Source organism: Pseudomonas frederiksbergensis, assembly GCF_017114915.1.
GTDB lineage: Bacteria > Pseudomonadota > Gammaproteobacteria > Pseudomonadales > Pseudomonadaceae > Aquipseudomonas > Aquipseudomonas frederiksbergensis_I.
This window is the reverse complement of record NZ_JAAUOE010000025.1, coordinates 63,149-77,374: the sequence shown is the minus strand read 5'-3', so window position 1 is coordinate 77,374 and position 14,226 is coordinate 63,149. Positions and strand designations below refer to the sequence as shown.

Below are 14,226 nucleotides of genomic sequence, written 5' to 3'. Positions count from 1 at the left end.
CGTTCTACCTCAGCTTCAGGGTGGCAAGGCCGATCAACACGAGAATCACGGTGATGATCCAGAAACGGACGATCACGCGCGGCTCGGGCCAGCCCTTGAGTTCAAAGTGGTGGTGAATCGGTGCCATGCGGAACACACGGCGACCGGTCAGCTTAAAGGAGGCAACCTGAATGACGACTGACAGGGTCTCCATCACGAACACACCGCCCATGATGAACAGGACGATTTCCTGACGGACGATCACCGCGATGGTGCCCAGGGCCGCGCCTAGCGCCAGCGCGCCGACGTCACCCATAAACACCTGTGCCGGATAGGTGTTGAACCAGAGGAAACCCAGGCCCGCACCGATCAAGGCACCGCAGAACACGATCAACTCACCCGCGCCCGGTACGTATGGAATCAGCAAGTACTCGGCGAACTTCACGTTACCCGACAGGTAGCAGAAGATCCCCAATCCACCGCCGACCATCACGGTCGGCATGATCGCCAGACCGTCGAGGCCGTCGGTCAGGTTGACCGCGTTGCTCGAACCGACAATCACGAAATAGGTCAGGACGATGAAGCCTGCGCCCAGCGCAATGCTGTAGTCCTTGAGCATCGGCAGGATCAGGGTGGTTTCCACCGGCGTCGCGGCGGTCATATAAAGGAAGATCGCCGCGCCCAGACCGAACACCGACTGCCAGAAATACTTCCAGCGGCTCGGAAGTCCGCGGGAGTTCTTCTCGATGACTTTGCGGTAGTCGTCAACCCAGCCGATGGCGCCGAACAGCAGGGTCACCAACAACACGACCCAAACGTAACGGTTGGCCAGGTCGGCCCAGAGCAAGGTGCTGACGCCAATGGAGGACAGAATCAGCGCGCCGCCCATGGTCGGGGTGCCCGACTTGGACAGGTGCGATTGCGGGCCGTCGTTGCGAACGGATTGCCCGATCTGACGGTTCTGCAATGTGCGGATCATCCACGGGCCATAGCACAGCGACAAGACCAGCGCGGTCAGCACACCGAGGATCCCGCGCAGGGTCAGGTACTGAAAGACCGCGAAGCCTTTGTAGAACTGTTGCAGATACTCCGCTAGCAGCAGCAGCATTAATGTTTCTCCAGACTGGTCCCGCACAAAGCGGCAACGATGTTTTCCATCGCCGCGCTGCGCGAGCCCTTGATCAAAAAGGTGGTGTTTGTGTCCTGCTCGGCTTCCAGGGCCTTGATCAGTTCAGCCTGTGTGCTGAAGTGAAAGGCCTGCTCGCCGAACGCATTCACGGCGTGAGCCATCATTGGCCCGACAGCGTAAAGCGCGGATACCTTGCCGCGGGCGTATTCGCCCACATCGCGGTGCCCCTGCTCTGCCCACGCGCCTAACTCGCCGATATCCCCGAGCACCAGAACGGTGCGCCCGGAAAAGCCGGCGAGTATATCAACGGCGGCGCACATAGAGGTGGGGTTCGCGTTGTACGTGTCGTCGATCACGCGCATGCCGTTAGGCGCCAGTTGCGCGACGGTACGGCCCTTGACCGGTTGCACCGCGCCAAGGCCGGTGGCGATACCGGACAGCGACACGCCCAACGCATGGGCGGCAGCGGCGGCGGCCATGGCATTGGCGACGTTATGGGTGCCGAGCAGGTTCAGCTGAACCCGTTCCACACCTTCGGGGCTGTGCAGGTTGAACGCCGGGCAACCGCGGGCATCGCGGTCCAGGTTGCTGGCGTAGAAGTCGGCGCCGACGTTACTCAGGGCGAAGGTCAGCACTTTGCGACCGGCGGCACGGGTCTTCCAGATGTCGAAAGCCTTGTCGTCGAGATTCAGCACGGCGATGCCATCGGCATCCAGCCCTTCGAGAATCTCGCCCTTGGCTTCAACGATTTTTTCCGGCCCGCCGAACTCGCCGACGTGGGCGGTCCCGGCGTTGTTGATGATGGCCACATGGGGCTTGGTCATGGCGACGGTGTAAGCGATTTCGCCGATGCGCGAAGCGCCGAGTTCGATCACCGCAGCGGCATGCTCCGGTGCCAGCTCGAGCAGGGTCAGCGGAGCACCGAGGTCATTGTTCAGGTTGCCACGGGTCGCCAGTACCGGACCGCGCGTGCGCAGGATGCTCGCCAGCATTTCCTTGACCGTGGTCTTGCCGCTGGAACCGGTGATGGCCGCGACCGGCTGAGTGAACGCCGCACGGTTGATCGCGCCCAATTGGCCGAGGGCCTGGCGAGTGTCCTTGACCAGCAGCTGCGGCAGCGTGCTGTCGGTAACTTCGCGTTCGACCAGAGCCCCCACGGCGCCTTTGGCGGCGACGTCATTGAGATAGTCATGACCATCGAAACGCGGGCCGGCCAGGGCTATAAACAGTTGACCGGGCTTGATCGCGCGGCTGTCGATGCTGACGCCGTCGAAGCTGGCATCGGTGGCGATCAGACGGGCATTCAGCGCGCCGGTCAGTTCGCTCAGCTTCAAGGCCTTAAGCATGGGCCACCTCCCATGCGGTGAGGGCGTGATCGGCCTCGACCAGATCGGAGAAAGCGTGGCGCTCGCCGTTGATTTCCTGATAGTCCTCGTGACCTTTACCGGCCAGGACAATCACATCATCCGCCGAAGCGCTGGCGATCAATTGGGCAATCGCCTGGCCACGGCCGGCGACGAAGGTGACTTTATCCACAGCAGTGAAACCGGCGCGGATGTCGTCGAAAATCACGGAGGGGTCTTCGGTGCGCGGGTTGTCGTCGGTGACCAGTACGCCATCGGCCAGACGCTCGACCACTTCAGCCATCAGCGGACGCTTGCCGCGATCGCGATCACCGCCGCAACCGAACAGGCACAGCAACCGGCCTTTGGCGTGAGGACGCAGGGCCATCAAGACTTTTTCCAGCGCGTCCGGCGTGTGGGCGTAATCAACCACCACCAACGGCTGAGTACCGCCGCCCAGACGCTGCATGCGACCGGCCGGGCCTTCGAGTTTCGGCAGCACGTTGAGGATTTCGTCCAGCGCGTAGTCCAGCCCGAGCAAGGCGCCGACCGCGGCCAACACGTTGCTCAGGTTGAAACGGCCAAGCAAGGTGCTGCGCAAATGGTGCTCGCCCTGTGGCGTGACCAGCGTGGCGCGTACGCCCTCGTCATTGAACTGTGCCTGGCGGCAATACAGGTAAGCGCTGGAATCTTCCAGGCTGTAGGTGATCAGTCGCGACTCGCCCTCATCAGCCGCCAGTTGCCGACCAAAATCGTCGTCAAGGTTGACGACCCGGCACTTCAGATCATTCCAGGCAAACAATCTGGCCTTGGTTTCGCCATAGGCCTGCATGGTGCCGTGGTAATCCAGGTGATCGCGCGACAGGTTGGTCATCACCGCCACATCGAAGGCCAACGCGCTCACGCGTCCCTGATCCAGGCCGTGGGAAGAGACTTCCATGGCCACGGCTTTGGCGCCAGCCTTTTTCAGGTCAGCGAGGGTTGCTTGCATCGCAATCGGGTTCGGCGTGGTGTGCAGGCCGCTCTCCAGCGCGCCGTAGAAACCGGAGCCCAGGGTGCCGACGATGCCGCAGTGTTGACCGAGCAAATCGAGGGCCTGCGCGACCAATTGGGTCACACTGGTCTTACCGTTGGTGCCGGTCACGCCGATCAGGTTCAAGTGACGGCTCGGGTCGCCATAAAAGCGCCCGGCGATGTCCGACAGCTGCGCTGCCAGGCCTTTGACCGGAATCAACGGTACGTCGGTAATCGGTAGCACGGTCGCGCCTTCGACTTCATAAGCCACGGCGGCAGCGCCACGCTGCAAGGCGTCGGCGATGTGCGCACGGCCGTCGAACTTGCCACCAGGGATCGCAAGGAACAAATCACCTGCCCGTACGTTGCGGCTGTCCAGCGCCAGTTCCCGGATCAATAGATCACGGCCGGCGTGGGCGAAAATCTTTTTCAGGCTCAGCGACATCAGCCGCGCCCTCCATTAGCTTTCAGCGGAACGACCGGTGCGGCGTTCGCTTGTTGAGTGGCTGGCAGGTTGTCCGGGGTGATGTTCATCAGGCGCAGAGTCCCGGACATCACTTTGCTGAACACCGGCGCCGATACCAGGCCACCGAAATAACCGGCCTTGGTCGGCTCGTCGATCACCACCACGATCGCGTAACGCGGATCGCTCATCGGGCCGAAACCGGCAAACAGCGAGCGGTAGGAGTTCTCGGCATAGCCTTTGGTTCCGACCGACGTTTTACGCGCAGTACCCGACTTGCCGCCCACGTGATACGCCGGCACCTGTGCACGGAACACACCGCGCGGGGCTTCGATCACTTGTTGCAGCATGGTTTGCATGGTTTTCGCGACGGCTTCCGGCAGCACCTGAGTGGTTTGCGGCGCCTTGTCGGTTTTGATCAGGGTCAACGGCGCGAGACGACCATTGTTGGCCAGGGCCGAGAAGGCGTGGACCAACTGGATCGCGGTCACGGAAATACCGTAGCCGTAGGACAGCGTCGCGGTTTCGGCCTTGCGCCATTCGCGGTAGTTCGGCAGATTGCCGACACGCTCGCCCGGGAAGCCCAGGCCGGTGTCCTGGCCGAGGCCGACTTTCTGCGCCAGACGGAAAATCGTTTCGCCGCCGATGTCGAACGCGACCTTACTCATGCCGACGTTACTGGAATTGATCAGAATACCGGTCAGGTCGAGCACCGGACCTTCGGTCTTGGAGACGTCCTTGATGGTGTATTTACCAATCTGCAAGCTGCCCGGGTACACCTCGACAGTGTCGCTCGGTTTCCAGCGCCCGGTTTCGATCGCGGCGCTCATGGAGATCGCTTTCATGGTCGAACCCGGCTCGAACACGTCGATCATCGCGCGGTTGCGCATCATCGCCGGCTGCAGGTTGCGACGGTTGTTCGGGTTGTAGGTCGGCTGGTTGACCATGGCCAGGATCTCGCCGGTCTTCACGTCCATGATCACCAGGCTGCCGGCCTTGGCGCCGTTCTCGATGATCGCGTTGCGCAGCTCGCGGTTGGCCAGATATTGCAGACGCAGGTCAATGGACAACGCCAAGGGCTTGCCGGCCTTGGCGTTTTTGGTGACCTGGACATCTTTGATCAGCCGGCCGCGCCGGTCCTTGATCACCTGTCGCTTGCCGGGGACCCCGGCCAGCCATTCATCGTAGGCCAGCTCGACACCTTCACGTCCGTGATCGTCGATGTCGGTAAAGCCGACCATGTGGGCGGTGACTTCACCGGCCGGGTAAAAACGCCGGAACTCTTCGATGCCATAAACCCCTGGCACTTTCAGATCGAGCACAGCCTGGCCCTGCTCGGGGGTCAGCCCGCGCACCAGGTAAATGAATTCTTTGTTGGCCTGGGCTTCGAGACGTTCAGCCAGGGCTTTGGGATCCTGCCCCAGGGCAGCCGCCAGTGCCGGCCATTTCTCTTTGGCCGTTTGCATTTCCTTGGCGTTGGCCCACAGGGTGGTGACCGGGGTGCTCACGGCCAATGGCTCGCCGTTACGGTCGGTGATCAGACCACGGTGAGCCGGAATCGGGATATGCCGAACACTGCGCGCGTCGCCCTGACCTTTAAGGAAGTCACGGTCAACCACTTGCAGGTCGATGATGCGCCAGGCAATCGCCGCCACCATGATGCCGAGCAAGCCCAGTACCAGACGGAACCGCCATGGGAAGAGCGCACCTTCGAGTTTCATCATGGCGCCACCATCTGCACTTCAGCGGCGCCGGGAATGCGCATCTTCAGTTGCTCGGTCGCCAACACTTCGATACGGCTGTGGGCGGTCCAGGTGCTCTGCTCGAGAATCAGCCGGCCCCACTCCGCTTGCGCCTTGTCGCGCACGCTCAACTCGTTGTACAGCGAGTTCAACAGCTGACGGTTCCAGTGCGCGCTATAGGACACGCCGATGGCCGACACGAGCACGCCGACAAACAGCAGCAGCATGAAAAAGCTTCCGCCGGGAAGTGGCTTGGCGAAGAGCTTGCTCACCGCAGCTTCTCCGCGACACGCATGACGGCGCTACGGGAACGTGGGTTGGCCTTGAGCTCGGCGTCGGAAGCCGTCTGCGCTTTGCCATGGACTTTGATTTTCGGTTCGAAGGCGACATGCCGAACCGGCAGGTTGCGCGGCAGGTTGTCGGCTTCGCCTTTCACCAGTTTGCGCATGAACAGTTTGACGATGCGGTCTTCCAGCGAGTGGAAGCTGATCACCACCAGACGACCGCCGATTTCCAGGCACTCCAGCGCGGCTTCGAGACCGGCTTCCAGATCGCCCAGTTCGTTGTTGACGTGAATACGCAGGCCCTGGAATGCACGGGTGGCCGGGTTCTTGCCCTTTTCCCAGGCTGGGTTGGCAACTTTCAGAACTTCAGCCAGATCGGCGGTACGCTCGAAGGGCTTGATGTCGCGACGTTCGGCCACGGCACGCGCCATGCGGCCGGAGAAACGCTCTTCGCCGTATTCCTTGAACACCCGGGCGATTTCTTCCACCGGCGCGGTGTTGACGAATTCGGCGGCACTGATCCCGCGGGACGGGTCCATGCGCATGTCCAACGGGCCGTCGTTGAGGAAACTGAAACCGCGCTCAGGGTCGTCGAGCTGCGGCGAAGACACGCCCAGATCGAGCAGAACGCCACTGACCTTGCCGGCCAGACCGCGCTCGGCGACTTCCGAACCGAGCTCGGCAAAGCTGCGCTGTACAACGACAAAGCGGCCGTCTTCGGCCGCTAGCGTTTGCCCGGTGGCAATCGCTTGAGGATCTTTGTCGAATCCGAGCAACCGGCCATCGGGCCCGAGCTTGCTGAGGATCAACCGACTGTGCCCGCCGCGTCCGAACGTGCCATCCAGATAGCAGCCATCAGGACGTACGGCGAGAGCCTCGACGGCTTCGTCAAGCAGTACGGTGATGTGGTTAAAGCCGCTATCAATAGTCACAGGATCAAATCACGCAGTTCATCAGGCATGGCGCCCGGTTGTTGAATGGCAGCCAGGTCAGCGGCAGAAACCGCATTCCAGGCATCCTCGTCCCACAATTGGAACTTGTTCAGTTGGCCTACCAACATTGCGCGCTTATCCAACTTGGCATATTCGCGAAGACGCGGCGGAACCAGAAAACGACCGCTGCCATCGAGTTCGAGGTCGACGGCATTACCGATCAGTAAACGTTGCAGGCGGCGGTTCTCTTCGCGAAGCGAAGGCAGTGCGCGCAGTTTGGTTTCAATAATTTCCCACTCATCGAGGGGATAAACACATAAACACGGATCAACGGCATCAATGGTGACGATTAATTGACCGGAACTACGCGAAACGAGCTCGTCACGGTACCGGCTCGGCATGGCGAGACGGCCCTTTGCATCGAGACTGATAGCGTTAGCTCCGCGAAACACGTCAGCGTTTCTCCAAATTTAGCGTTTTGCGCTCAAAAAACCCACTTCATGCCACTTTCCGCCACTTGCGCACACTATAGGAATGCGCCCACCACACCGTCAAGGCGCGGATCGAAGGAAAAGCCTTACAGAACGGAGATTTAGGAGCGTAAAAGGAGGGGGAACGAGAATCTGACGGGTGAATTGGTTCAATAACTTGAATCAGCACAGAAGGCTGCGTTCAGAAGTTAAAGTAGTTTGTTAAGAGTAAGATTTTTTCGGTATTACAAAAGCGCTTCTGCTATTGATTCAGCAGGGAGGGAAATTGCCATTACGCATATCGTTGCCAATGTTTGAAGCAGAGAAGAAAAAAAGGTGGAGAGTCGATCTGTAAGCCGGGTTCTGTCTTGAACAGTCATTCGTCTACGATGGCCATCACTGGACATCTTTAGCAACCTACCCGGTCCCAGCGCGGGCCACGCCTTGGGACCCTATTTGGTCTTGCTCCAAGTGGGGTTTACCTAGCCACGAACTGTTGCCAGACGTGCGGTGCGCTCTTACCGCACCTTTTCACCCTTACCGGCGCCGAAGCGCTTAGGCGGTTATTTTCTGTGGCACTTTCCGTAGGCTCACGCCTCCCAGGCATTACCTGGCACTTCGCCCTATGGAGCCCGGACTTTCCTCCCCCCCCTAATTCTCATAGAGGGCAGCGACTGTCCGATCGACTCTCCGCCGCGAAGGTTAACGTCAGAGCGGCCGAAGAACAAGCGCTAAAAGCCTCTGGCCGGCGCTGTGCGTCGGTTTTACTCGCCCTTGTGCTTATCCAGCGCAACCTGATAGAGCACATTCTTGCGCTCACCGGTAATTTGCGCCGCCAACGCCGCCGCACGCTTGAGCGGCATCTCTTCGAGCAGCAAATTGAGAATACGCATGGCTTCGCTGCTGACAGCGTCCTCGGTCTCGGGGGCAGACCAGCCTGCGACCAGCACCACACACTCACCGCGCTGCTGATTGCTGTCCGATTCGACGAACTCACGCAACTCGGCCAGCGGCAAGCCTTTAAGGGTTTCGAAGGTTTTGGTCAGTTCGCGCGCCAGCAACGCCGGACGCTCGGCGCCAAATACCAGCTCCATGTCTTGCAGGCATTCGAGGATGCGGTGCGGAGCCTCGTAAAAAATCAGCGTGCGCGGTTCTTCTTTTATCAGTTCCAGACGAGCGCGTCGGCCGACCGCCTTGGCCGGCAGAAACCCTTCGAAGATGAAACGGTCGGACGGCAGCCCCGCCGCCGAGAGTGCCGCGATCAATGCACAGGCACCCGGAACCGGCACCACATTGATCCCCGCGGCACGAGCCTGACGCACCAGGTGATAACCCGGATCGGAGATCAGCGGCGTCCCGGCGTCGGAGATCAACGCCACATCGTCGCCCGCCAGCAGGCGCGTGATAAAGCGGTTACCTTCCTCCCGCTCGTTGTGCTCATGACAAGCGGCCAGCGGCGTGGGGATGCCGAAATGCTGCATCAATCGCTGGGAGTGGCGAGTGTCTTCGGCAGCAATCAACGAAACCTCACGCAGGATCTTCAGCGCACGCGCACTGATGTCGTCCAGGTTGCCGATGGGCGTCGCCACCACATAAAGCGAGCCAGCAGCGGAATTCAAAGCACCTGGAGCAGTCAAAGCGCACACCTCATGATCGGTAAAAGCCGCCATTGTAGCGCGTAGCGACATTCGCGATACCTGCAAGCAACCCTCGGTTTTCCAGCCTTTTGTGCAGTACTGCAACATTTGCACGAGCTAAATTGATCGATTCACGCCAGTAACATCGCGCCCCGGCCAGCGCTTGGGTACAATTCCACGCTTATTTGATCGAGTATCAGGAACACTTACATGATCGCTTGCCTGCGGCTGTTCTCTGCCCTCTGCCTCGCTGCCTTGCTGGCGGCTTGCGCCAGCTCGCCCTCCTCCAGCCTTGGCGAACTTCCACGGACCCCGGATGCCAGTATCGAGCAACTGCTCGAACAGGCCGCTCAAAGCAAAACGCCGGACAAGGCCGCCTTGCTGCGCTTGAGCGCGGCCGACCTGGCTTATCGTCAGGGCAATGCCGGCCAGTCCGCGCAAATCTTGCAACAAGTACCGATGGAACAACTCAAGCCTGGCCAACAAGTCTTCGCCAGCACCCTGGCGGCTGAATTGGCCATGGTACGCAATCAACCCAAAGCGGCGCTGACGGCCCTGAGCCATCCGAGCCTGCAACGCCTGGGCGAACTGCCGGTCGAGCAACAGGTTCGCACCGGCACCGTTCATGCCCGCGCCCTTGAGGCAGACGGCCAGACTCTGGCCGCTGCACGGGAGCGCATCTTCATCGCCCCCATGCTGAGCGATGAAGCCGCGAGCAAAAACCATGAAGCGATCTGGACCCTGATCGCTTCGCTGCCAACCGATCAATTGCAGCCGACCACTGACGACGACCTCGGCGGCTGGATAAGACTGGCGCTGGCAGTGAAAACCGCCGGCACCCTGGAACAGCAGCAAGCCGCGATCGACAGCTGGCGCGCACAGAATCCAAAGCACCCGGCCGCCATCCAGCTGCCATTGCCACTGACCAAACTCAAGGAACTGGCCAGCCAGCCCCTGAGCAAGATTGCCCTGCTGCTGCCGCAAGACGGCCCACTGGCTTCGGTTGGCAAAGCATTGCGCGACGGCTTCATGGCTGCGCACTACCAGGCACAACAAGCCGGGCAGAAGCCGCCAGCCATCGAGTTCTATGACAGCTCACGCCTGACCTCCCTGGACGAGTTCTATCGCAAGGCCCAGGCCGATGGCGTACAACTGGTGGTCGGCCCGCTGGAAAAACCGTTGGTCAAACAGCTCAGCACCCGTCCGCAACTGCCAATCACTACCCTGGCGCTGAACTACAGCGAAGGCGAACAAGGTCCGGCCCAACTGTTCCAGTTCGGCCTGGCCGCTGAAGACGAAGCCCGTGAAGTGTCTCGTCGTGCGCGTGCCGATGGCCTGCACCGCGCCGCCATCATGGTGCCGAAAGGCGAATGGGGCGATCGCGTGCTCAGGGCGTTCAGCCAGGATTGGCAAGCCAACGGCGGCAGTATCGTCGCTACCGAACGCGTCGACCAACCGGTGCAACTGGCCCAGCAAATTGCCGACATGTTCCAGCTGCGCCAGAGCGAAAGCCGGGCCAAGAGCCTGCAAAGCACGGTTGGCTCGCAGGTAGCCGCCCAGCCTTCGCGTCGTCAGGACATCGAATTCATCTTCCTGGCCGCAACGCCGCAACAGGCGCAACAGATCAAACCGACCCTGAACTTCCAGTACGCCGGTGACGTACCGGTTTATGCCACCTCCCACGTATTCAGCGCCAATGGCGACCAGAACCAGTACAACGACATGAACGGTATTCGATTCTGCGAAACCCCATGGCTGCTGGATGCCAACGACCCGCTGCGCAAACAGGTCACTGCACAATGGCCACAAGCCGGCGGCAGCCTGGGCCGTCTGTATGCGATGGGCGTTGACGCCTATCGCCTGGCACCACGCCTGGGACAACTCAAGGCCTTGCCGGACAGCCGCATCGAAGGCCAGTCGGGTAGCCTGGGCATGACTCAAGCTCAACGGGTCGAGCGTCGGCTGCCATGGGCAGAATTCGTCAGCGGTCAGGTTCAACGTCTGCCGGACACCTCGCGCTGATGCCCGACAGGTCACGCCAGCAAAGCGGTAAGGATGCCGAGCGCCATGCGCTCGAGCATCTTCAGCAACAGGGTCTGCGCCTGCTGGCGCAGAACTGGTTGTGTAAACGCGGCGAGCTTGATCTGGTCATGCTTGATGGCGATACAGTAGTATTCGTCGAAGTCCGCTACAGAAAAAATACCCAATGGGGTGGCGCGCTCGATAGCATCGATGGGCGCAAACGGCAGAAACTGATTTTCGCCGCGCAGTATTTTCTTCAGCGCGAGTCGCGTTGGGCCAATTCCCCCTGCCGCTTCGACGTGGTTGCCATCGACAGCAACCTTGATCAGTTGAACTGGTTGCAGAATGCCTTCGACAGCTGATCGCTTGCGCCTCGAACCGGACACCTTCACTCAACACTTTTGCTCTTTGCTTTGCGGGCTGCACATTCATGTGCCGAGTAGCCGCGCTAATTAAGGTCACACAGATGGACATGCAATCGCGAATTCGCCAGCTTTTTCAGGCCAGTATCGACACCAAGCAACAGGCGATGGACGTACTTGCACCGCACATCGAGCAAGCCAGCCAGATCATGGTCAACGCCCTGCTCAACGAGGGCAAAATGCTGTCCTGCGGCAACGGCGGCTCCGCCGGTGACGCGCAGCACTTCTCGTCCGAGCTGCTCAACCGTTTCGAGCGCGAGCGCCCGAGCCTGCCGGCCATCGCGCTGACCACCGACAGCTCAACAATCACCTCGATCGCCAACGATTACAGCTACAACGAAATCTTCTCCAAACAGATCCGAGCCCTCGGTCAACCGGGCGATGTATTGCTGGCCATTTCCACCAGCGGCAACTCGGCAAACATCATTCAAGCGATCCAGGCCGCACATGATCGCGAAATGATTGTCGTAGCATTGACGGGTCGTGATGGCGGCGGCATGGCGTCACTGCTATTGCCCGAGGACGTCGAGATTCGCGTACCGGCCAACGTCACTGCACGTATTCAGGAAGTCCACCTGCTGGCGATCCATTGCCTTTGCGATTTGATCGACAGCCAACTGTTCGGGAGTGAAGAATGACCCCTAATCGCCTGGGCCTTCTGGCCTTGACCTTGTGCCTCGGCATCAGCGGCTGCACCTCGGTGGTTAACGCCAGCCGTGAAGCACCGATCGACGATGACCGCGGCACCCGCACCTTCGGCAGCAAGATCGACGACTCCCTGATCGAAACCAAGGCCGGTGTAAACATCGCCAAGGCCGATCCGGACCTGGACAACAACTCGCACATCGTCGTCACCAGCTTCAACGGCGTGGTGCTGCTGGCCGGGCAAACCCCTCGCGCCGACCTCAAGGCCAAGGCCGAACAGGTTGCCGCCTCCGTTCAGCGGGTAAAGAAGGTGCATAACGAGCTGCAAGTACTGCAGCCCTCCTCGCTGCTGGCGCGCCAGAACGACACCTGGCTGACCACCAAGATCAAGACCCAGATGCTCACCGATCCCTCCATCCCGGGCTCGCGCATCAAGGTCGTGACCGAAAACGGCATCGTTTATCTGCTCGGCCTGCTGACCAAGCAGGAAGCGGCTCAGGCGACCAATCTGGTACAAGGCGTTTCCGGCGTACAGAAGATTGTGAAGTTGTTTGAGTACATCGACTGATACCTGCTTACCGGCGATGGCGTCCTGAAGATCGCCTTCGCCGGCAAGCCTGGCTCCTACAGTAATAAAAAAGGCGATCCATTCGGATCGCCTTTTTTATTACTTCACCACCTTCAAACTCGGTCGACCGCTGGGACGCGGCGGCTCGCTGTCGGGTGGCGGAATATCATCATCCGGCTCGATATCTTCCTCGTCGTCCAGAGGCGATTCCATATCGAACACCATGCCCTGACCATTCTCCCGAGCATAAATACCCAGGATAGACGCGACAGGCACGTACAGGGTATGCGGCACACCACCGAAGCGCCCTTCGAAACTGACGGCCTCGTTGTCCATGTGCAAATGACGCACGGCAGCCGGGGATACGTTCAGGACAATCTGTCCATCATTGGCAAACCCCTGGGGCACCTGCACCGACGGATACTCGGAATTGACCAGCATGTGCGGGGTGCAATCGTTGTCCACAATCCACTCGTAGAGCGCGCGGACCAGATAAGGTCGACTGGAGTTCATAGCGGCTCCTTAAGCCTTAGCGCATATCGCGTTCGACACCAGACAGACTCGCCTGGAAAGCCTCACGCGCAAACTGGCGCTCCATGTAATCAAGCAACGGCTTGGCAGGCCGCGGCAGTTCTATACCCAGAATCGGCAATCGCCAGAGTATTGGTAATAGGCAGCAATCCACCAGACTTTGTTCCTCACTGAGGAAAAACGGCTTGTCGGCGAACAACGGCGACACGCCTGTCAGGCTTTCACGCAGCTCTTTACGGGCCACGACACGGGCTGCTTCCTTGGTCCGCGAATCCAGAATCAGATCCACCAGGCCACACCAGTCGCGCTGAATGCGATGAATCAGCAGACGACTGTTGGCACGCGCCACAGGATAAACCGGCAGTAACGGCGGGTGCGGGTAACGCTCATCCAGATACTCCATCACCACGGTCGACTCCCACAACGCCAGGTCACGATCGACCAGGGTGGGCAGACTTCCGTAAGGGTTCACTTCAATCAGTTTAGGCGGCTGGCGACCAGCCTCCACGTAAATGATCTCGGCGCTGACACCCTTCTCTGCAAGTACGATGCGCACTCGGTGGGAATAGTGGTCGGCGGGGTCGGAGTAACAGGCCAACCGATTGGTCACGCCCATGGCGGTCCTCCTCGCTTGTTGAAATTATCGGAAACGGAAAAACGCGCGCGCCCAGAGGATGCCTCCCGTAACGCCTGGATCACCAGACTCGTTACACCTTCAGAGACGCCCCTGGGCGCGCGCGATTAACAGCAATGGCTTACCGCTTTATCAATGGACGTCTTTCCAGTATTCACGCTTGAGCAAGTAAGCGAATACGAAGAAGAACGCCAGGTACAGCAACACATAGGTACCGATGCGCTGATGCTCCAGCTTCACCGGGTTGGCCGAGTAGGCCAGGAAGGTCACCAGGTTCTTGACCTTCTCGTCGAACTGCTCTTCGGTCAGCGTACCGGTTTTCGGCAGTACAGTCAGCTGATCGCAGGCTTCATGGGTCAAAGCGGTGCCAGTCAACGGATCGTATTGCTTCTTGCCGCCTTCGACGATTTG

The 14,226-nt window shown here is 60.0% G+C and carries 14 protein-coding genes, 1 other RNA gene and 1 pseudogene (1 of these 16 running past the window's edge); 4 read left to right on the top strand and 12 right to left on the bottom strand.

The window, feature by feature from the left end; genetic code table 11:
- Positions 1 to 4: 4 nt before the first annotated feature.
- The 9 genes from mraY to rsmI all read right to left on the bottom strand — a co-directional run bounded on the left by mraY (position 5) and on the right by rsmI (position 9,026).
- Complete coding sequence (gene mraY, locus HCU66_RS18225; protein WP_205889785.1) at positions 5 to 1,087, bottom strand: phospho-N-acetylmuramoyl-pentapeptide-transferase; 1,083 nt, start codon at positions 1,085 to 1,087, stop codon at positions 5 to 7.
- Positions 1,087 to 2,454: a UDP-N-acetylmuramoyl-tripeptide--D-alanyl-D-alanine ligase gene (locus HCU66_RS18220; RefSeq protein WP_205889784.1), complete on the bottom strand. Its 1,368-nt coding sequence runs from the start codon at positions 2,452 to 2,454 to the stop codon at positions 1,087 to 1,089. Before HCU66_RS18220 ends, mraY begins: the two co-directional genes overlap by 1 nt.
- Positions 2,447 to 3,910, bottom strand: coding sequence for a UDP-N-acetylmuramoyl-L-alanyl-D-glutamate--2,6-diaminopimelate ligase (locus HCU66_RS18215; protein WP_205889783.1), 1,464 nt, complete (start codon positions 3,908 to 3,910; stop codon positions 2,447 to 2,449). Before HCU66_RS18215 ends, HCU66_RS18220 begins: the two co-directional genes overlap by 8 nt.
- Positions 3,910 to 5,649, bottom strand: a complete 1,740-nt coding sequence (locus HCU66_RS18210; RefSeq protein WP_205889798.1) for a peptidoglycan D,D-transpeptidase FtsI family protein — start codon at positions 5,647 to 5,649, stop codon at positions 3,910 to 3,912. The genes HCU66_RS18215 and HCU66_RS18210 overlap by 1 nt, the downstream gene beginning before the upstream one ends.
- Positions 5,649 to 5,942 carry a cell division protein FtsL gene (ftsL, locus tag HCU66_RS18205; protein WP_030129814.1) on the bottom strand — a complete coding sequence of 98 codons (294 nt, stop codon included), beginning with the start codon at positions 5,940 to 5,942 and terminating at the stop codon, positions 5,649 to 5,651. Before ftsL ends, HCU66_RS18210 begins: the two co-directional genes overlap by 1 nt.
- Positions 5,939 to 6,886, bottom strand: coding sequence for a 16S rRNA (cytosine(1402)-N(4))-methyltransferase RsmH (gene rsmH, locus HCU66_RS18200; protein WP_420908060.1), 948 nt, complete (start codon positions 6,884 to 6,886; stop codon positions 5,939 to 5,941). The genes ftsL and rsmH overlap by 4 nt, the downstream gene beginning before the upstream one ends.
- On the bottom strand, positions 6,883 to 7,338 hold the full coding sequence (gene mraZ / locus HCU66_RS18195) for a division/cell wall cluster transcriptional repressor MraZ (RefSeq protein WP_003205355.1): 456 nt from the start codon (positions 7,336 to 7,338) through the stop codon (positions 6,883 to 6,885). Before mraZ ends, rsmH begins: the two co-directional genes overlap by 4 nt.
- A 354-nt stretch (positions 7,339 to 7,692) precedes the next feature.
- An RNA gene (gene rnpB, locus HCU66_RS18190) (RNase P RNA component class A) lies at positions 7,693 to 8,046 on the bottom strand.
- 74 nt (positions 8,047 to 8,120) lie between these two features.
- Positions 8,121 to 9,026, bottom strand: a complete 906-nt coding sequence (rsmI, locus tag HCU66_RS18185; RefSeq protein ID WP_205889796.1) for a 16S rRNA (cytidine(1402)-2'-O)-methyltransferase — start codon at positions 9,024 to 9,026, stop codon at positions 8,121 to 8,123.
- A 177-nt stretch (positions 9,027 to 9,203) separates the two neighbouring features.
- Between rsmI and HCU66_RS18180 the strand changes: the two genes are divergently transcribed.
- The 4 genes from HCU66_RS18180 (at position 9,204) to HCU66_RS18165 (ending at position 12,650) form a co-directional block, all read left to right on the top strand.
- A complete protein-coding gene (locus tag HCU66_RS18180; protein WP_205889782.1) occupies positions 9,204 to 11,015 on the top strand; it encodes a penicillin-binding protein activator in 1,812 nt (603 codons plus the stop codon).
- Positions 11,015 to 11,377 carry a YraN family protein gene (locus HCU66_RS18175; RefSeq protein WP_007904371.1) on the top strand — a complete coding sequence of 121 codons (363 nt, stop codon included), beginning with the start codon at positions 11,015 to 11,017 and terminating at the stop codon, positions 11,375 to 11,377. The genes HCU66_RS18180 and HCU66_RS18175 overlap by 1 nt, the downstream gene beginning before the upstream one ends.
- Before the next feature lie 104 nt (positions 11,378 to 11,481).
- Positions 11,482 to 12,075 (top strand): phosphoheptose isomerase, encoded by a 594-nt coding sequence (locus HCU66_RS18170; RefSeq protein WP_166221264.1) that lies wholly within the window; start codon positions 11,482 to 11,484, stop codon positions 12,073 to 12,075.
- Positions 12,072 to 12,650, top strand: a complete 579-nt coding sequence (locus tag HCU66_RS18165) for a BON domain-containing protein (RefSeq protein WP_019582358.1) — start codon at positions 12,072 to 12,074, stop codon at positions 12,648 to 12,650. Before HCU66_RS18170 ends, HCU66_RS18165 begins: the two co-directional genes overlap by 4 nt.
- A gap of 99 nt (positions 12,651 to 12,749) precedes the next feature.
- Here the strand turns inward: HCU66_RS18165 and HCU66_RS18160 are convergent, their stop codons facing one another.
- From HCU66_RS18160 to HCU66_RS18150, 3 genes and pseudogenes are all read right to left on the bottom strand, one after another.
- On the bottom strand, positions 12,750 to 13,163 hold the full coding sequence (locus tag HCU66_RS18160; RefSeq protein WP_205889781.1) for a ClpXP protease specificity-enhancing factor: 414 nt from the start codon (positions 13,161 to 13,163) through the stop codon (positions 12,750 to 12,752).
- Between the two features lie 16 nt (positions 13,164 to 13,179).
- Positions 13,180 to 13,797, bottom strand: a complete 618-nt coding sequence (locus tag HCU66_RS18155) for a glutathione S-transferase N-terminal domain-containing protein (protein WP_007939828.1) — start codon at positions 13,795 to 13,797, stop codon at positions 13,180 to 13,182.
- A gap of 150 nt (positions 13,798 to 13,947) precedes the next feature.
- Positions 13,948 to 14,226 (bottom strand): annotated as a pseudogene (locus tag HCU66_RS18150) (cytochrome c1) (it continues 559 nt past the right edge of the window).